Raw genomic sequence first — 18,127 nt, forward strand, 5'->3', positions numbered from 1 at the left:
CACCGACAGCGGCTCCCCACTCCCGCCATGTGCTGGACGTGATGGGCGCCGGGTCGGCGGGTCGTGGTACGGCGATGCCGGCGCCTGCTACGGCGCCCGAGCCGGTGCACGTTCGTGGAAGCGCATCAGGGCGGCTCAGTCATGCGATCACGACGCCGAGCACAGCTTGACCGATGCCCGGCGAGGGCGGCGGGGGCTTGAGACGGTTGTGAGACTTCACCGCCGGCACGGGCTGTTAGGTTCCGGGCACAAGCCCACGAAGGAGGTCATCATGTCCATCGTCCGAGGGTTCAGCAACGGGGCGGCCGCCGCCCTGATCGGCGCCGCGGCCGTCGTCGCGACCACGGCCGCACCGGCGGCTGCCGCCGTCGACCCGGCGAGCTGCGTCTACGGCTACAACCTCTCCATCCCGCAGATCTCGGCCACCTGCAACAACCCGACCCCGACCGGCTGGTATCTGCGGGTCGCGTGCGAGACGCCCCGCGGCACCGTCGTGTACGTCAACGGCACCATGGCCTACGGCCCGGGGCGCGACACGTCGCTGGCGCGGTGCCCGCACAACACCGAGCTCGGCCCCTCCACGCTGGTCAACGCGTAGCGGCGCGCAGGGCCTCGGTCAGGCGGCGGACGCCGTGGTCCAGGCGGCGGAAGTAGGTCGCCCTGCTCAGGTGCAGGCGGTGGGCGGCCGCCTCGTGCGCGATGCCGCCACGAAGGTAGTACAGGCTGAGCACACGCCCGGCCTCCTGGTCCACGGGTGAGCCGGAGTTCGCCAGCGCCTCCACCTGCCGTCGGACGAAGGCCGCGATCGCCTCGGGCGACCCCAGCGCGGGCATCGCGGCCGGCGGGCCCTCGGCCGGCCGGCGCGGGTCGCCCAGCCGGGCGAGGGCGGCGCGCACCGCCTCCGCCAGCGCGTCGTCCTCGGCGGGGACGGCGCCCCGTTCGAGCTGCCGCAGCCAGCCGGGCAGGTTGCGCGGGGTGAACGTGCGCGCGAAGACGCCGCTCCTGCGTCCGCAGCGGAACAGGTCGTCGCGGGTCTCCCCCATCCGGACCAGGCCCATGCGCTCTGACAGCCGCTGGTACGGCGCCCACGGCGTGGAGACGACCACCCTGCCGCTCGCCATGGCGGTGGCCAGGATGTGCCGCAGCATGACGGCGCGCGCCGCCGGGCGGCGGGGCGCGGTGACCAGCATCCCCAGGACGACGCCGGCGGAGCCGTCGCCGCCGGGCGAGGGGGCCGGCGGCGGCGCGTGCTGCTGGAGCAGCGCCTCCAGCAGCGGCGCGGCCCCGGCGCCGATGCCCGTCATGTTCGTCATGCCCAAGGGCCGGTCGTCGCCGTCGACGACCAGGTCGAACAGGCTGCCGGGGGTGGTCATCCACAGCTCCAGCATCCGGTCGGCGCGGCGCGGGTCGAGCGCCTCCATGCCGGCCCACTGGCGGGTCAGCCGGACGATGTCGTCCTCGTCCGCCGCCTCCGCCGCCCTGACGCGCAGCGGCCCCGGCACGGGCGGGAAGAAGATCGGGCGGACCTGGGGATGGGCGGACATGTGCAGCACCTGGTCGGCCAGTTTGGCGCGCACGCCCGGGTCACCGGTGCGGGTGATCTGACGCCGCCGGTGCGCGGAGCCCTTGTCCAGAAGCGTGCGGGCCGTGACCGGGTGCCGCCACCGGTAGGCCAGCTCGAAGATCGTGCGGAAGGGCTCGACCACGACCAGCCCGTGCGCCTCCGGCCGTACGACGCTCAAGGCTCTGAGCCGGTCGAAGTCGGCGGGTGTCCCCTGCACGAGCGCGGCCAGCAGGTCGGCGTCCGCACCGCCCACGGTGGCCACGACCGGCAGCGCGCCGGGCGGAGGGCCCGCGGTCTCGACGGCGAGCCGCCGCAGCAGCTCCCCCGCCACGACGTCCGCCAGACCTCCCAGAACGTCCGCCGGACCTCCCAGAACGTCAGCGTGCCCGCCCCCGGCGAGCGCGCACAGGAGCCGGTCGGCGATGAGCGGGATGCCGCCGGACAGGTCGGCGACCAGGTCGAGCCGGGCCGGGTCGCGCACACCGCGCGAGCGCGCGAACCTGCGCACGGCCGTCCGGCTCCACGGGGACAGCGGCACCGTCTCGACCGGCAGGCCGGACCAGCCGGGCCGGGACACCAGCGGCCTGCGCCCGACGACCAGCACGCACGTGCCCGGCGCCACGCCGGCGAGCAGTTCGCGGACGGCCTCGGCGTGCGCGTCGTGGTCGACCCCGTCGACCACGAGCGGACCGGCGGCGCCGCCATCGGCCACCAGCGGCACGGCGCCGGTCCGCGCGTCCACCAGCGGCACGGCGCCGGTCCGTATGTCCACCAGCGGCACGGTGCCCGTCCGATCGGCCGGCAGCGGCAGGCCACCCGTCCGATCGGCCACCAGAGGGGCGGTGGCCGTCCGGGGGGCCGGCATCGGCCCGGCCGCCGGAGTCAGCACCGTACCGCCCAGCGCCGCGGCCAGCCGGCTCTTGCCCACGCCGACCGGCCCGCAGAGGTTGACGACGACCGGTCCGCCGGGCCGGGCGCCCCGTACCAGGGCGCTCAGCCGCCGGCGCGCGTCGGTGTAGGCGACCACCGGTAAACGGTAGCAATCACGGCGTCACCGAGGAATCGGTGAAGTCCGCGACAGACCTGCGACCGATGGCCCATCGCCGCCCGGTGGCTCACCCGCCAAGCGCGGCCCACCGCCGACCCGGTGGCCCACCGCCGAGCGTGGTCCACCGCTGGAGGTGGAATCACCCGGCCATGTCGCCATCGGCCGCCACCAGGGCGCCGCTGAACTGCGCCGAGTACAGGCGGTGGTAGGCGCCGCGGGCGGTGAGCAGCTCGTCGTGGGTGCCGTGCTCGACGATGCTCCCGGCCTCCATCACCAGGATCAGGTCGGCGTCGCGGATCGTGGACAGCCGGTGGGCGATGACGAAGCTGGTGCGGTCGCTGCGCAGCGCGGCCATCGCGTGCTGCACCAGCACCTCGGTGCGGGTGTCCACCGAGCTGGTCGCCTCGTCCAGGATGAGCAGGGACGGGTCGGCCAGGAACGCCCGCGCGATGGTGAGCAGCTGCTTCTCGCCGGCGCTGACGTTGCTCCCCTCCTCGTCGATCACGGTGTCGTAGCCGTCGGGCAGCGTGCGGACGAACCGGTCGACGTAGGTCGCCCGCGCCGCGGCCTGGATCTGCTCCTCGGTGGCCCGCGGGTTGCCGTAGGCGATGTTGTCGCGGATGGTGCCGCCGAACAGCCAGGTGTCCTGGAGCACCATGCCGATCTGGGAGCGCAGGTCGTCGCGGCGCATCGCGGTGATGTCGACACCGTCCAGGGTGATGCGGCCCGCGTCCAGCTCGTAGAAGCGCATGATGAGGTTGACCAGGGTGGTCTTCCCCGCGCCGGTCGGGCCGACGATCGCGATGGTGTGACCGGGCTCTGCCACCAGCGAGAGGTCCTCGATGAGCGGCTGGTCGGCGTTGTAGCGGAACGACACGTGCTCGAACTCGACCCGGCCGCGCCGGTCGGCGGGCGGCGCCGCGTCGGCGGGGTCGGGGGCCTGCTCCTCGGCGTCCAGCAGCTCGAAGACCCGCTCCGCCGAGGCCACCCCCGACTGCAGCAGGTTGGCCATCGAGGCGACCTGCGTCAGCGGCTGGGTGAACTGCCGGGAGTACTGGATGAACGCCTGGACGTCGCCGAGGCTCATCGCCCCGGTGGCGACGCGCAGGGCCCCGACGACGGCGATGGCGACGTAGTTCAGGTTCCCGATGAACATCATGACCGGCATGATGATCCCGGAGATGAACTGGGCGCCGAAGCTCGCCTTGTACAGGTCCTCGTTGCGCTCGCGGAACACCTCCTCGACCTCCGGGCCGCGCCCGAACACCTTGACCAGCTCGTGGCCGGTGAACGCCTCCTCGATGTGGGCGTTGAGGGTGCCGGTGTGCGCCCACTGGGCGACGAAGAGCTTCTGCGAGCGCTTGGCCACCTGGCCGGTGACGACCATCGACACCGGGATGGTGACCAGGGCGATGACCGCGAGCAGCGGCGAGATCACGAACATCATCACCAGCACGCCGATGACGGTCAGCAGCGAGGTGAGAAGCTGGCTCAACGTCTGCTGGAGGGTCTGCGACACGTTGTCGATGTCGTTGGTGACCCGGCTGAGCAGCTCGCCGCGCGGCTGGCCGTCGAAGAACTTCAGCGGCAGCCGGTTGATCTTGTCTTCGACGTCGGACCGCAGCCGGAAGATGGTGCGCTGGGTCGCGTCGTTGAGCAGGTAGTTCTGCAGCCAGCTGAAGACCGAGGCCGCGACGTACAGCACCAGGGCCCAGGTCAGCACCGTGGCGAGCGCGCCGAAGTCGATGCCGTGGCCGGGCACCAGGTCCATGCGCGCGAGCATGTCGGCGAGGTTGCCGTTGCCCGAGGCACGGACGCCCTGGACGGCCTGCTCCTTGGTCGTCCCCGCGGGAAGATGCCGGCCGACCACGCCGCTGAAGATGATGTCGGTGGCGCGGCCGAGGATCTTCGGCCCGATGACGGCGAACGCGACGCTGACCACGGCCAGCGCGATGACGGCCAGGATGCGGGGGCGTTCGGGGTCCAGCCGCCGGATCAGCCGGCGGGCGGAGGGGCCGAAGTTCATCGACTTCTCCGCGGGCATCCCTCCCCCGCCGAAGGGCCCCCTGCCGAACGGTCCACCTCCGGCGGGCGGGCGCACCGGAGCCGCGAGCGGCCTGCCCCCCGCCGCGGCACCCGGTCCACCCCCGGCCTGCGTCCCCTGGCCGTCCTGGGCCGGTCCCCCGGCGGGCGTGGCCTGGTCTGCCGGTGCGGTGGGACGCTCGCTCACGCCGCCCTCCTGACGGTCGGCCGGAACCCGGCTCATACTGCGCTCCCCGCGGTCACCTGGGACTCCACGATCTCGACATAGGTCGGACAGGAGGCCAGCAGTTCGTCATGGGTCCCGATGCCGGCGATCACGCCGTCGTCCAGGACGATGATCTGGTCGGCGTCGGCGATGGTGGAGACCCGCTGGCCGACGATGACGACGGCGGCCTCGGCGGTGCGCGGACGCAACGCGGCGCGCAGGCGCGCGTCGGTGGCCAGGTCCAGAGCCGAGAACGAGTCGTCGAACAGGTAGATCTCGGGCTTGCTGACCAGCGCCCGCGCGATCGAGAGCCGCTGCCGCTGCCCGCCGGACACGTTCGTGCCGCCCTGCGTGATCGGCGCCTGGAGCCCCTCGGGCATCGCCTCGACGAAGTCGCGCGCCTGGGCGACCTCCAGGGCCTCCCACAGCTCCTCGTCGGTGGCGTTCGGGTTGCCGTACCGCAGGTTGCTCGCGACGGTGCCGGTGAACAGGTACGGCTTCTGCGGCACCAGGCCGATGCGCGTCCACAGCAGCTGCGGGTCCAGGTCGCGGACGTCGACGCCGTCGACCGACACGGTGCCGGAGGTGGCGTCGAACAGCCGCGGCACCAGCGACACCAGGGTCGTCTTGCCCGACCCGGTGCTGCCGATGACCGCGGTGGTCTGCCCCGCGACGGCGCGGAAGGAGATCCCCGACAGCACGGGCGCCGCCGCGCCCGGGTAGCGGAACTCCACGTCCCGCATCACCAGCTCGGCCCGCCTGCCCGCGTCGCGCACCGGCTCGTCCGGCGGGCGCACCGACGACTCGGTGTCCAGCACCTCGCCGATGCGCTCGGCGCAGACGGCGGCCCGCGGGATCATGATCGAGATGAAGGTGGCCATCATCACCGACATCAGGATCTGCATCAGGTACATGAGGAAGGCGGTCAGCGCGCCGACCTGGATCTCGCCGCTGTCCACCCGCGCCGCGCCGAACCACAGCACCGCCACGCTGGAGGCGTTGAGGATGAGCATGACGACGGGGAAGATCAGCGCGGTCAGCCGGCCGACGCGCAGCGCGGTGTCGGTCAGCGCCTGGTTGGCGTCGGCGAACCGGCGCGTCTCCTCGCGCTCCCTGACGAAGGCCCGCACCACGCGGATGCCCGACAGCTGCTCCCTGAGCACCCGGTTGACCTCGTCGATGCGGGTCTGCATCGCGCGGAACTGCGGCACCATGCGGAAGACGATCAGGCCGATCGAGACGAGCAGCGCTGGGACGCAGACCAGCATCAACCAGGACAGGCCGATGTCCTGCCGCAGCGCCATGATGATGCCGCCGACGCACATGATCGGCGCGGCGACCAGCATGGTGCACGTCATCACGACGAGCATCTGCACCTGCTGCACGTCGTTGGTGCTGCGCGTGATCAGCGAAGGCGCCCCGAACTGGGTGACCTCGCGGGTGGAGAACCCCACCACGCGGTGGAAGACCGCGCCCCGTACGTCGCGCCCGAACCCGGCCGCGACCTTGGCCCCGTAGTACACCGCCGCGATCGAGCAGGCGATCTGCACCAGCGACACCGTCAGCATCCAGCCACCGGTGCCGAGGATGTAGCCGGTGTCCCCGGTGGCGACCCCCTTGTCGATGATGTCGGCGTTCAGGCTCGGCAGGTACAGAGACGCGATGGTCCCCACGAGCTGCAACGCGACCACCGCTACCAGTGCCGTCGAATAGGGCCGCAGATGGACCCGCAACAACCGGCTCAACATGTCCGCGCCCCGGTCAGCGCGGCAGAACCCACCGTGGTAATCACTTGGGTCACGCTATAGGAGGAGTTGACCCATTCTCCCCTGTTTTTCGCCTGGCGAAACCGCCCGCGAAGACCGGGCATGTCCTGCGCGTCCGGCTGAAACTTTCAGCTCCGCGTGACCGCCGCCCCGCCTGTGACCTGTCATGGGAGACCGCCGGTCACGACGAGGGGTGGACCGGGTCTCGCCCGCGGCGCACGATCGAGGATGGACGGCGCGTGTCGCCGTCCCGCTCGGGGGAGCCGATGCGACGAACCGGTCGCGAGCGCGTCTGACGGGGGGCGCTCCAGATCTGAGGGCCGGTGGCATGCAGGCGTCGCCCGCGCGTCCGTGCAGCACCAGCACCAGCTCTGACCCTGCACCCAGCGGGCGGGCCCGTCCGGAGGTCTGTCCGCTCGACGAGAGAGGCTTCTCATGCCCTTTCCACGTTCACGGGGGACCGCGTCGCGTGGCCTTCTGATCGCGGGTTGTACGGCCACCGTCACGGCCGCCGTCACGGCCGTCATGCTCGGCGGCGGCCTGATGCCCGCCTCCGGCGCCGTCGCGGGCCCGGCTTCCGTCGCGCGGCAGGTGCCCGCCGTGGGCGCCGTCGGCGCCGCCTACGACGCGGCCCAGACCGCCGCCGACACCACCCCGCCCAGCGAACCCACCGGGCTCACCCCGCGCACCGTCTACCGCAACGGGGTGGCCGGCCTCACCTGGACGCAGTCGACCGATGACGTCGGGGTCACCGGGTACGACATCTACGCCTGGTCCTACGGTTCAGAAATATCATTCAGCCGCGTTCAGGCGGACTTCACCCACACGGCCACCACGGTGAACGCCGACGTGTTCTACCTCACGCCCGATCGCTCCTACGTGTTCTACGTCGTGGCGATCGACGCCGCGGGAAACCGGAGCGTGCCGAGCCTTCTGGCGATGAACAGGGCCATGTCGGAGCCGCCGACCGCGTCGTCCCCCGGCCCGTCGACGCTGCCCCAGCCCTGGGACCTGCGCGTGTACGCCGGGCCCGAACCCGGCTACGTGGCAGCGCAGTGGTCGACCAGCGGTGACACGCCAGAGACGCACTGGCCGGTGTTCGTCCGCTCCTCCGCCCAATGGTGGCGCGGGGACGACAGCCCGCTTCCGCGCACCCTGGTGGTGCCGATCGGCGGCGAGGCGTCCTACACCTTCCAGGTGGTGGCGCGGGACAACGCAGGCAATCTGAGCAACCCGTCCAACGCCGTCACCTACATCAACCCCTATCCGTCGCCCTCCCCCACCCCGCCCACGACCCCGACGCCGCCCACGACCCCCTCGGCGACCCCTTCCGCGCCCCGCACGTGCGCGGTCACCTACGTGGCCAAGAGCTGGGCGACCGGCTTCACCTCCGACGTCACGATCAAGAACACCGGCGCCACCCCGATCTCGGGATGGCGGCTGGCGTTCGCCTTCCCCCTCACCACCCAGCACCTGACCTCGGGCTGGTCGGCCACCTGGACCCAGACGGGCACGGCCGTCTCCGCGGTCAACACCGCCTGGAACAAGACCATCAGACCCGGCCAGTCCCTGAAGATCGGCTTCAACGGCACCTCCTCCGGCGCCAACCCCTCCCCCACCGCCTTCACCCTCAACGACGCCCCCTGCACCTCGGGCTGACCTTCCACCGCCGGACCCACGTCCGGCGGCACCCCACATCTGCCCCGCACCCCGCACCTGACCGGCGCGCTCGTACCCGACCGGCACCCTCACACTCGACCCGCACCCCACACCCGACCGGCGCGCTCGTACCCGACCGGCACCCTCACACCTGACCGGCACCCTCACACATGACCGGCACGCCGCGGCCGCAGGCCCGCCCGGGGTCTCGTCCGCCCGTCGAGAGGCTCCCCATGCCCTTCACCCGTCCCCGTGGAGCCGCCTTGCGTGGCCTCCTGCTCGGATGCTGCGCGGCCACCGCCACCGCGGCCGTTCTCGCCGCCGGCCCGCTGCCCGCCTCAGGCGCCTCCCTCGGCGCGGGTCCGCGGGCCGCGTCGGGCGCCGTCCTCGGCTCCGGCCGGCTCCCCGCCTCGGAGGCCGTCCTCGGCTCGGCGCGGACCGGCGCGGTCGCCGCCGACACGACACCGCCCAGCGAGCCCGGCGCGCCCTCCCCCCGTAACGTGTACCTGAACGGGGTGGCGGGCCTGACCTGGGCGCCGTCGAGCGACGACGTCGGGGTCACCGGGTACCAGGTGTACGCCTGGGCGTACGGCACCCCCGCGAACGTCCCCTTCACCCTGGCCCATGCGCGCATCACCACCGCCTCCTCGACCACTCCGGTCTACGCCGAGGTGTCCGACCTCATCCCGGGCCGGGACTACCTGTTCTACGTGGTCGCCGTGGACGCCGCCGGCAACAGGAGCGTGCCGAGCCTGCTGACCAAGGCCACGGCCATGGTCGAGCCGCCGACCCCCGGCCCGTCCCCCGCGCCGGCGATCCCGCACGCGCCCACGAACCTGCGCATCGGGTCCGGGCTCGGCACGGGCAACGTCTCGCTGTCGTGGTCCACCGAGGACGCCGGCAACTCGGTGGTCTTCATCGCCTTCCGCCGCTCCTCCGCCGAGTGGAGCTACTCCATCGACAGCTCGATTCCGCGAACCCTGGCGAGCATCGGCGCCGAGCCCTCGTACACCTTCCAGGTGATCGCCCGCAACACGGCCGGCACCCTGCTGAGCCCTCCGTCCGACCCGGCCACCTACACCGCCCCCTCACCCACACCGTCCGCGACCCCCACCGTGACGCCGACCGCGACACCGACGCCCTCCGTGGCGTGCGCGGTCACCTACGACGCCACAACGTGGGCGACCGGCTTCCTCGCCGTGGTCAACGTCAAGAACACCGGCAGCACGCCGATCGACGGATGGCGGCTGGCGTTCGACTTCCCCCTCACCACCCAGCGCCTGACCTCGGGCTGGTCCGCCGTCTGGGCCCAGTCCGGCACGACCGTCTCCGCGACCGACCAGTCCTGGAGCAAGATCATTCAACCCGGCCAGGTCTTGTGGCTCGGCTTCAACGGCGTCTACTCCGGCAGCAACCCCTCCCCCACCGCCTTCACCCTGAACGGCGCCACCTGCGCCTCAGGCTGACCGTCCGGGGGCGGCCGCGCGTCCGGGCGGCGGACTCGGGGACGGAGCCCCGGGTCAGGCGGCGAAGCCTCCGTCGACGCTGATGGCGGACCCGGTGATGTAGCGGCCTCCCTCGCCGGCCAGGTGCGCGACGGTGGAGGCGATGTCGTCGACGGCGCCGTAGCGGCCCAGCGCGGTCGCGCCGCTGAATCCGGCCGCCTGCGGCCCGCCGGCCGGATTCGCGTGGGTGTCGATCGGGCCGGGATGGACCAGGACGGCGGTGATGCCCCGCGGACCGAGATCGCGGGCCAGCCCCTTGGTGAGGCCCGCGAGCGCGGACTTGCTCATCGCGAACAGGGTCATTCCCGGCCCCGGGACGCGTTCGGTCACACAGGTGCCGACGTTGATGAGGCGGCCGTCCGCGCCCATGTGCCGGGCCGCCGCCTGGCAGGCCAGGAAGACCGACCGCACGTTCACCGCCAGGACTCGGTCGACCTCCTGAGGCGTGATCTGTCCCAGCTCCGCGGCGACGAACGCCGCCGCGTTGTTGACCAGGACGTCGATCCGGCCCCACTCCTTCGCGGTCCGCTCGACCGCCGCGACGGCCGCGTCCGGGTCGGCGAAGTCCGCCTCGATCACCAGTGCCCGGCCGCCGCCGGTCTCGATGCGCCGGGCCACCGCCTCGGCCTCCTCGGCGGCGTGGGCGTAGGTGATGGCCACGTCCATCCCGTCCTGCGCCAGTCGCAGGGCGATCGCCGCGCCGATGCCGCGGCCGCCCCCCGTCACCAACGCCACCTTGCCGGTCAGTTCGGTCACGTCTCCCCATTTCTTTGTCGATCAGCAAAGAAATAGGTACCAGGATGCGCGCGAGCCGGTCAAGGGATATATTTGTCAATCGACAAAGAAAGGTGGCGGGCGTGGCGGAACGCGGCAGACCGCGTGGCTTCGATCGAGACCTGGCGCTCCGCCAGGCGATGCTGACGTTCTGGGAGCACGGGTACGAGAGCACCTCGATGGCCGACCTCACCGCCGCCATGGGCATCGCCTCCGCCAGCATCTATGCCTGCTTCGGGTCGAAGGAGCACCTGTTCCGGGAGGCCGTCGAGCTGTACGGGGCGACACAGGGCGCCGAGCCGCTGCGGTGCCTGGAGGCCTCGGCGACCGCCCGGGAGGGCATCGCGCGCGCCCTTCGGGTCAACGCCGACAGGTTCGCCGATCCGGCCACGCCGCCGGGCTGCATGGTGGTGCTGTCGGCTCTGACCGGCACGACCGCGAACGCCGGGCTGCGCGACTTCCTCGCCGAACGCCGCGCGCTCGTGCCGTGGTCCTTCCGGCGGCGGCTGGAACGGGGAATCGAGGAGGGCGACGTCACCCCCGGCACGGACATCGACGCCGTCGCCGCCTTCTACGCCACCGTCCTGCAAGGCATGGCCGTCCAATCCCGCGACGGAGCCGGCCGGACACGCCTGGAGACGATCATCGACTGCGCGCTGGCCGCGTGGACCACCCTCACCTCCCCCCGAACCGCCTCGTCGGCGACCGCGCCGCAGGAGTAGGTGACGGTGAAGTCCCTCCGGAGTGCGTCGAAGCCTCACGTTGCGGACGGGGCGCCGGTCGGCCAGGAGGGACACACCACGCACATGTGATCACCAGGACATCGCCACCCGGTAGAACCCCGCGAGCGCGCCGTCGATGGGATGGGGCCGCGGCTTCCCCGAGGAGTCGAGTTCGTTCCACCTCTGCAGGTTGACCGCGACCGACATCCGCCGCCCGCCGTCGGCACGGGTCATGGACATCGCTCCGCCGCCCCAGACCGTGCCGCCATGGCCCCAGAAGGTGCCGCCGCCGGGGACCTCCATCGGGTGCAGGCCGAGGCCGTAGTCGATCACCTTCCCCTCCTGGGAGACGACCGGGACGGTGCGGCGCATCTGCGCCAGTGACGACCGATCCACGATCTCCCCGGCGAGCAGCATGCCGAAGAAGCGGTTGAGATCCGCGACGGTCGAGATCAGCGAGGCCGCCGGCCCGACCCACGACATGTCGTACACGCTGTAGTCGCGCGGCGGTTCGATCATGCCGAACCACGCCTCGTACATGCGCGAGTGCGGCCCGTCGACCTGCGGTCCGGCCGGAAAACCGGTGCCGGTGAGCCCGGCGCGCTCGATGACATCCTGGGTGACGCACCTCTCCGCCGTGGTGCCGCTCACCTGTTCCAGCAGCCTGCCGAGGAGCAGGTAGTTGGTGTTGGAGTACACCCCCGGAGTGCCGCCCGGCGCACCGAGGGCGGGCGCCCCGACTCCCATCGCGATGAGATCGGCCGGGTCGAACCGCGTGAGCCGGTTGTCGTCCAGGCTGTCGGGCCTGGTGTCGGCCACGGAGGGGAACGCCTTGAGGGACGGGTAGGCGTGAGGGAGGTACTCGGCGAGGCCGCTGGTGTGGTTGAGCAGCATCCGGACGGTGATGGCGTCACCGCGGTCTCCAGGGACCAGGCGCGGCAGGTAGTGGCCGATCGACGTGTCGAGCCCGATCCGACCGCTCTCCACCTGCCGCATCACCGCGGCGGCGGTGAAGGTCTTGGTGATGCTGCCGACGCGGTGCCGCATCCCGGCCGTGACGGGACGGCCGGTGGCGACATCGGCGACCCCGGCGGCGCCACGCCAGACGTGGCCGCCGTCGCACACCTCGGCGAACACTCCGGGCACCCCTGCGCGGTGGACCTTCTCCATGGCGGCTTCGAGCGCCGCGACATCCAGTGGGTTCTCCATGCCTCCATTATGCACGCGGTGCGTGCAACAGTGAGTGCATAGATAGGGTTGGATCTGGCGAGAGGGGTGACATGGCAGGCCGCAGGCGTTGGTCGACCGAGGAGATACTGGACACGGCGGAGCGGCTGCTGCGCACGAGCGACGCCGACTCCTTCAGCGTGCGCCGGCTGGCCGCGGCGCTCGGCACCGACTCCTCCAGCCTCTACCGGCACTTCCGGAACAAGACCGAGCTGTTGCGCGCGGTCACCGACCGCATCCTCATCGCCGCCATGGACGGCTACCGTCCCGAGGGCGACTGGAAACAGTGCATCACCACCGTCGCCATGCGGGTGAAAGAGGCCTTCGGCCGGCATCCCCAGGTCGCGGCGATCTGGGGACGCTACGCGTCAGGCGGCGCCGGCTCCCGGCTGGTCATAGAGGAGGTGCTGCGGGCCCTACGGGCATCGGGACTGCCCGACGAGGAGATCCCGGCGCACTACCACCGGCTCGCGATCCTCTTCGCCGCGTTGATCTCCTCCGAGGGGGCGGCGGAGAGCGCCACTCCCGAAGAGCGCGAACAGGGCCTGGAGTCGTTCCGCGTCGCGGTGCTGGGCGCCGACCCCGAACGCTTCCCCGCGCTGGCCCACTTCGGCCGCGACATCCGCCCTCTGCACGAGAACCGCCACGCCGTGTTCGAAGCGATCCTCGCCGCCCAGCTCACCCAGATCGAGGCCCGGATCCCCCGGCCCGCCCCTCTGGCGGGCGACTGAAGTCGCCAAAGGGCGGACCGGTCCACCGGTACGACTCGGCGCGACCAGCCGAGCACGCCGGGACGCCTTCCGCGCAGGGCATGGCCGGGCGCGGACCAAGCGGTCGGCGGCACAGGTCCGACCAGCGGCACAGGTGCGACCGGCGGCACAGGTTCAACCGGCGGCACAGGTTCAACCGGCGGAGTCGCCGGTGAGCAGGGCCGCGCCCAGCGGGGTCAAGGTGTGCAGGACGGCGCTGCCCATCCGGGTGGTCGAGAGCAGGCCCGCGTCGCGCAGCACGGTGGCGTGTTCACTGGCGGAGGCCCGCGAGATCGCGAGCCGGTCGGCGAGCGCACTGGTCGTGGCCGGGTGCCGCAACGCGGCCAGCACGGCGGCCCGGGTGCGGCCGAGCAGCGGGCCGAGCGCGTCCGCCGCGGCGGCCGGCCGGCCCCCGGCGTGCATCGGGTACACCAGCACGGTGGCACGGCCGGGCCGGTACATCATCATCGGGCCGGAGGCGAAGTACGACGGGACCAGCAGCAGGCCGTTCCCGCCCAACTGGACGTCGTACTCGCCCGCGACCTGGACGTGTAGCACCGGTGGCTCCCACCGGCAGCGGACGCTCAACGTCGCGAGCAGGGCGTCGGTGCCGCCGCGCAGCAGCGTCTCGGCGCGCAGCGCGCGGTCCGCGGCGGCCGTGTCGCGGATCCTCGGCCACAAGGGCGCCAGCGAGGAGGAGAAGTAGTCGTACAGGTCGCCGGTGAGCGTCCGCCACGCGACGGTGTCGCCTTCGGCCAGTTCGCGCCGCCACGACCCGCCCACGGCCGGGGGAAGCTGGCTCAGGTCGGCCATGACCTGCTCCGTCGGAGTGTTCTTCGCCAGTTCCACCGCCGCGGCCAGGTCGTCGGCCTCCGGCTGGAGCAGCAGGTCCGGCATGAAGCTCTGTTCGGGCACCATGTCCGCCAGCACTCCCGCGCGGTCGATCGAACCGTCGCCCACCGAGCGGCGCCACTCCCTGACCTCGGGGCGCGACCAGGTGGCGCAGGATGGCCGGCGGACGCTCAGAGCGCTCTCCAGCAGCGCGTTCGGGGCCGGCGCGAAGGTGATGAGACGAAGGTCGGCGGCGGTGAAGTGCAGACGCATCATTCGCACGATCTTCCCGCACCTGCGATCTTCACTCGACCGGCCCCCCGTAAGGGCACGGCGGGAACGGTGTTTCGGCGAGGACCGAAAGGCTTTGTGGATTCCTCCGAGCCTCGACAGGCTCGTGACCAAGGTCGACTTCGGTCGTCCGGAACCACGGTCCGGTCATCGCAACCACAGGAGGAATGCCATGCGCACCGCTACTCGCCGACGGCTCACGGGAGCGGCCGCCGCCGCGGCGGCTCTCACGGCCACCGCTCTGTTCGTCGCGCCCACGCCGGTGTCGGCCTCCACCGCGTCGGCGGCGCGGACGAGCTCGGCGGCCCGGATCCTGGCCAACTCGTGCAACCTGCCGACCTCCGCCCGGCCGAACAGCACCTTCATTCAATCCTTCTGGGACTGCAACGACTGCAAAAAGACCGCGGCGTACGACCACAACACGTTCGGCGGCACCTTCTACTGCACCTACAACCCCAGTAACCGCGCGACCGACGAGCACCGCCAGTACTGACCTTCCCTTCGCGCCCAGCCCGGCTCCCACTGATGGGAGCCGGGCCCGGCCACGCTCTTCTCCACTGGCGGGAGCCGGGCTCGGCCCCGCTCTTCCAGGCCATCGCGGCCGTCTGTGGAAAGCGCCGTGTGTCCGGTGCGCCGGGTGTGCTACTCCGGCAACACACTGGGCTCACCGCCGTTGGCGACGATGACGATGCCGTTGATGTAGCCGCTCGCGGCATCGATGAGGAACAGCACGACCGAGGCGATCTCAGCCGGCGTTCCGGCGCCCCTACATGCCGTTTCGACGTTCTGACGTGCTGTTCCGCCGTTCCTGATGGAAGACTGGCCACCCAGCCGCCTCCGTCAGGGGTGGTGATGGCCTGGCGACGACGCGCCACAGCCCGCAGTGGCAGAACTGGTAGTACACCGAGCCTTCGCTGGTGTGGTGATGAGAACGGGTCCGCCAAGTGTGCTCGCCATGGTCGTTCATGGGACCAGCGTGATGTAATGGCATTGTGCATCTCAACCCTTACGGGCAGGACGCCGTGTGCCTCATGGCCGACCTGGCCAACCTCCCGCCCGGCTCCCTCGACGAACTGGTCGAACGGTGCCTGGAGGCCGGACTCGTAGTGGACATGCCGACGGACGAGAAAGACCTCACCCGCACGCTGGACCTCATCGAGGGGTGGACGGAGATCGTCGACGCCGTCGACGACCGGCGGCGAGCGCAGCTGGTGAACCGCCTGCTCGCGACGGCGACCGCGCACCCCCGCCTGACCGACCACGGCGGGAGCGGCTGGCACCTGCACTACCGCGACAACGGCCTGCCGCTCGGAGAAGTGCTCCAAGCCCTGGTCGCCGTGGGGACCGCCCTCCACCTGACCGGCCGGGGAATGTCCAGGCTCGGCCGCTGCGCCCGGGAAGGCTGCGACCGGGTGTACGTGGACGTGTCCAGAGGCGGCGCTCAGCGTTACTGCTCACCCCGCTGCTCCAACCGCGACGCCGTCCGCTGCCACCGAGCCCGCCGATCCTGAGACGGACGCCGCGATCGGTCACAGGCCGCAGCGCGGGCGATCGCAGGTGAGGATGTCGTACTCGCCCGCCGCGCCCCAGACGATGCGCGGCAGCCGGTCGGGCCCGATCGCGAGTTCCAGCGAGCCAGGCTTCGCTGCCCGCAGGAACGAAGCCTCGCGTCTGTCGTCACATGTCTCGTCCGCGCACGCGAGAAGGGTGACCCGGTCGTCGCCGCGGGAGTAGCCGGCGATCAGCGGCCGGTCGCGGTCGTCCAGCGCGAACCCGAACCCCCGCAGCGGCGCCAGGCGGCGCAGTTCCGTGACCTGCGGCGTCCCGGCACAGGTCACCGTCACGCAGGTGAGTATCCGCGCCGCGCCGGTCCCCGGGTCGTTGTAGGCGAGCACCGGCCGGCCGTCACGCCTGACGGCGAGAGCCAGCCGGACGAAGTCGCTTGAACCGGCCCAATCGCCGGGCAGCGGCCCGAGCGTCCGGACCGTGTGACTCTCGCAGGACACCGACTCGCAGGCCGCCACGGTGATCAGCCGGCGTTCCCTGTCGAGATGAGCGACCACGGCCGAGCCGGTGTTTCCCACCGCCACGGCAAGCGGACGGTCCTGGTAGACGATGTCGGGGCCCGCCCGGAACATGCCGACCGTTCGCGGGGAAGCGCATGCCGGGCTCTCACACAAGGTGAGCTGCACCGCCGACGAGCGGTCCTTGGGCACGACGCGTGACAGAAATATGTCGTCGCGGCTCCCGTCGTCCGAGGGGACACGTTCGTCCAGAGTCGCGCCGAGGGACGGCCGTGGAGCGGCCCGTCGCGCACCGCGAGCCCGGTCACCGCTCCGGGACGGGGACGGGGACGCGGACGGGGACGGGGACGGGGACTCGGCCGGGAACGGGGAGCTGAGCGCCTTGAACAACTTCTCAATATCGCGCAACTGGTCCCCTGCCGCCCCGGACCGGACCACTGACGCGATCACCGGCGCGGGAGCACCGGCGGCCACGGCGCTGTAGGCGGACAGACCTTCATACGACGCCGAGGCCAGGCGCCGGCCCTTGAGAAGATCGTCGCAACGGTGGCGAGGGCAGGAGACCAGCCGGAGGCTCATCTCCGCGCCTTCGCCCACCCACGGGAGGATGCGGATGGTGCCGTCGTTCCCCGGCACCACGTTGGTGCCGCGCAGGTCCACGAGCCGCAGCGGCTCGTCGATCTCGACCGTACGCCAGGCCGCGCATCGCACGTCCTCACAGGCCAGCGGCTCGACACCGGCGATGATCGGGGCGCCATGCGCGCCGAAGACGACGTGCGGCGGCACCGTCTCCCCCCGCCCGGCCGGCGCGGCGACGAGTGTGGCCGTCGGGAGGCCCAGTGGATCGCCGAACAGGAGGGCACCGTAGATCGCGCCCAGCACCAGCGCCCCCAGCGCCGTCACGGCGGCGACCGGCCTGCCGAGCCGGCGCGGCGGCGCCTGCTCGGGCACCGGCGCCTGCAACGCTTCCTGACCGGCACGCCGGCACAGGTGGGTGTAGCAGCCCGCGAGCAACGCCGTCTGCACGGGTGCCAGCAGCATTCCGAGGACGACGGCCGCCACGTTGCCCGCGATCACCGCCGGACCACCGGCGAACAGCGATCGGGCCGTCCAGGACGGCAGCCACGCCGGCGCCGACACCACCGCCACCATCCCCAGATGCAGGACCGTCGCGAGGTGATCTCCGCGGGCCAGCCGCACCGCCCGCACCGTGGCCGCCACCGCCCCGACCGGGCGCGCCCCGAGGACGGGGATCGCGAGCAGCACCCGGCACACCAGCAGGAACGGCCCGATCGCCACCAGCACACCTACGGCGGTACCGGCGTACCCCCCTGTCACCGCGAAAGGGACCACGACGACCGCCATCGCCACGAACAGGATCGCCGACAGAAGCAGCAGCGCGCCGGCCCGGCGGACCACCCCGCGCAGTGCCCACGCGGCCGACACCGGTTGCCCTTCGAGCCCCGCCACCACCAGGCGACAGCCCGCGATCATGGACGCCACCCCGGCGACCATCGTCCCGACGACGGCCGACCCCAGCAGCACCCGCGTCGCGACCGAGCCACCGCCGGGGACGGGCACCCCGTTGACCACCGATCCGCCCGGCACGGTGACCCACGCCAGCACGGCCATGTCCACGAGCCCGGCCAGGCCCACGGTGACCACCGAGACGAACAGCAAAGGCACGTACAACCGCCCCGCCATCCGGCACGCCCGCCA

At 72.1% G+C, this 18,127-nt stretch carries 14 protein-coding genes; 7 read left to right on the plus strand and 7 right to left on the minus strand.

Annotated features, from left to right (window positions below; genetic code table 11):
• Positions 1 to 271 precede the first annotated feature (271 nt).
• Positions 272 to 598 carry a hypothetical protein gene (locus ABZU32_RS11645; protein WP_354920514.1) on the plus strand — a complete coding sequence of 109 codons (327 nt, stop codon included), beginning with the start codon at positions 272 to 274 and terminating at the stop codon, positions 596 to 598.
• Here ABZU32_RS11645 and ABZU32_RS11650 read toward each other — a convergent pair.
• The 3 genes from ABZU32_RS11650 to ABZU32_RS11660 form a co-directional block, all read right to left on the minus strand.
• Positions 588 to 2,591 carry a hypothetical protein gene (locus tag ABZU32_RS11650; protein WP_354920517.1) on the minus strand — a complete coding sequence of 668 codons (2,004 nt, stop codon included), beginning with the start codon at positions 2,589 to 2,591 and terminating at the stop codon, positions 588 to 590. The genes ABZU32_RS11645 and ABZU32_RS11650 overlap by 11 nt on opposite strands.
• 160 nt (positions 2,592 to 2,751) lie before the next feature.
• Positions 2,752 to 4,842: an ABC transporter ATP-binding protein gene (locus tag ABZU32_RS11655; RefSeq protein ID WP_354834351.1), complete on the minus strand. Its 2,091-nt coding sequence runs from the start codon at positions 4,840 to 4,842 to the stop codon at positions 2,752 to 2,754.
• Positions 4,843 to 4,874: 32 nt separating this feature from the next.
• Entirely contained in the window at positions 4,875 to 6,608 is a 1,734-nt protein-coding gene (locus ABZU32_RS11660) for an ABC transporter ATP-binding protein (RefSeq protein WP_354834354.1), read from the minus strand.
• A 453-nt stretch (positions 6,609 to 7,061) separates the two neighbouring features.
• Here ABZU32_RS11660 and ABZU32_RS11665 point away from each other — a divergent pair, with 453 nt between their 5' ends.
• Together ABZU32_RS11665 and ABZU32_RS11670 are read left to right on the plus strand one after the other, a co-directional pair.
• Entirely contained in the window at positions 7,062 to 8,285 is a 1,224-nt protein-coding gene (locus tag ABZU32_RS11665; protein WP_354920520.1) for a cellulose binding domain-containing protein, read from the plus strand.
• A 263-nt stretch (positions 8,286 to 8,548) separates the two neighbouring features.
• The gene (locus ABZU32_RS11670) at positions 8,549 to 9,751 is read left to right on the plus strand and encodes a cellulose binding domain-containing protein (RefSeq protein WP_354920523.1); all 1,203 of its coding nucleotides are present in this window, start codon (positions 8,549 to 8,551) and stop codon (positions 9,749 to 9,751) included.
• A gap of 54 nt (positions 9,752 to 9,805) precedes the next feature.
• Here ABZU32_RS11670 and ABZU32_RS11675 read toward each other — a convergent pair whose 3' ends face one another.
• Positions 9,806 to 10,546, minus strand: a complete 741-nt coding sequence (locus tag ABZU32_RS11675) for an SDR family oxidoreductase (RefSeq protein ID WP_354920526.1) — start codon at positions 10,544 to 10,546, stop codon at positions 9,806 to 9,808.
• 101 nt (positions 10,547 to 10,647) lie between these two features.
• On the opposite strand from ABZU32_RS11675, the gene ABZU32_RS11680 reads away from it, so the two are divergent.
• The gene (locus ABZU32_RS11680) at positions 10,648 to 11,286 is read left to right on the plus strand and encodes a TetR/AcrR family transcriptional regulator (RefSeq protein ID WP_354920529.1); all 639 of its coding nucleotides are present in this window, start codon (positions 10,648 to 10,650) and stop codon (positions 11,284 to 11,286) included.
• Positions 11,287 to 11,376: 90 nt separating this feature from the next.
• Here ABZU32_RS11680 and ABZU32_RS11685 read toward each other — a convergent pair whose 3' ends face one another.
• A complete protein-coding gene (locus ABZU32_RS11685; RefSeq protein ID WP_354920532.1) occupies positions 11,377 to 12,495 on the minus strand; it encodes a serine hydrolase domain-containing protein in 1,119 nt (372 codons plus the stop codon).
• Between the two features lie 71 nt (positions 12,496 to 12,566).
• Here ABZU32_RS11685 and ABZU32_RS11690 point away from each other — a divergent pair, with 71 nt between their 5' ends.
• Positions 12,567 to 13,244: a TetR/AcrR family transcriptional regulator gene (locus tag ABZU32_RS11690; protein ID WP_354920535.1), complete on the plus strand. Its 678-nt coding sequence runs from the start codon at positions 12,567 to 12,569 to the stop codon at positions 13,242 to 13,244.
• 171 nt (positions 13,245 to 13,415) lie between these two features.
• Here ABZU32_RS11690 and ABZU32_RS11695 read toward each other — a convergent pair whose 3' ends face one another.
• A complete protein-coding gene (locus ABZU32_RS11695; RefSeq protein ID WP_354920538.1) occupies positions 13,416 to 14,369 on the minus strand; it encodes a helix-turn-helix domain-containing protein in 954 nt (317 codons plus the stop codon).
• Positions 14,370 to 14,556: 187 nt separating this feature from the next.
• Between ABZU32_RS11695 and ABZU32_RS11700 the strand changes: the two genes are divergently transcribed.
• Positions 14,557 to 14,877 (plus strand): hypothetical protein, encoded by a 321-nt coding sequence (locus ABZU32_RS11700; RefSeq protein ID WP_354920541.1) that lies wholly within the window; start codon positions 14,557 to 14,559, stop codon positions 14,875 to 14,877.
• Between the two features lie 499 nt (positions 14,878 to 15,376).
• Entirely contained in the window at positions 15,377 to 15,895 is a 519-nt protein-coding gene (locus ABZU32_RS11705) for a CGNR zinc finger domain-containing protein (protein WP_354920544.1), read from the plus strand.
• Between the two features lie 18 nt (positions 15,896 to 15,913).
• Here the strand turns inward: ABZU32_RS11705 and ABZU32_RS11710 are convergent, their stop codons facing one another.
• On the minus strand, positions 15,914 to 18,094 hold the full coding sequence (locus ABZU32_RS11710; RefSeq protein ID WP_354920547.1) for a hypothetical protein: 2,181 nt from the start codon (positions 18,092 to 18,094) through the stop codon (positions 15,914 to 15,916).
• Positions 18,095 to 18,127 lie beyond the last annotated feature (33 nt).

The sequence above is a fragment of the Sphaerisporangium sp. NPDC005288 genome (genome assembly GCF_040607475.1).
GTDB classification, from domain to species: Bacteria; Actinomycetota; Actinomycetes; order Streptosporangiales; family Streptosporangiaceae; genus Sphaerisporangium; species Sphaerisporangium rhizosphaerae.

Excerpts from the sequence above, each read along its gene's own strand:
- ABZU32_RS11645 (WP_354920514.1), top strand. The coding sequence starts at position 272 with ATGTCCATCGTCCGAGGGTTCAGCAACGGGGCGGCCGCCGCCCTGATC.
- ABZU32_RS11660 (WP_354834354.1), bottom strand. The coding sequence starts at position 6,608 with ATGTTGAGCCGGTTGTTGCGGGTCCATCTGCGGCCCTATTCGACGGCA.
- ABZU32_RS11665 (WP_354920520.1), top strand. The coding sequence starts at position 7,062 with ATGCCCTTTCCACGTTCACGGGGGACCGCGTCGCGTGGCCTTCTGATC.
- ABZU32_RS11685 (WP_354920532.1), bottom strand. The coding sequence starts at position 12,495 with ATGGAGAACCCACTGGATGTCGCGGCGCTCGAAGCCGCCATGGAGAAG.
- ABZU32_RS11690 (WP_354920535.1), top strand. The coding sequence starts at position 12,567 with ATGGCAGGCCGCAGGCGTTGGTCGACCGAGGAGATACTGGACACGGCG.
- ABZU32_RS11695 (WP_354920538.1), bottom strand. The coding sequence starts at position 14,369 with ATGATGCGTCTGCACTTCACCGCCGCCGACCTTCGTCTCATCACCTTC.
- ABZU32_RS11700 (WP_354920541.1), top strand. The coding sequence starts at position 14,557 with ATGCGCACCGCTACTCGCCGACGGCTCACGGGAGCGGCCGCCGCCGCG.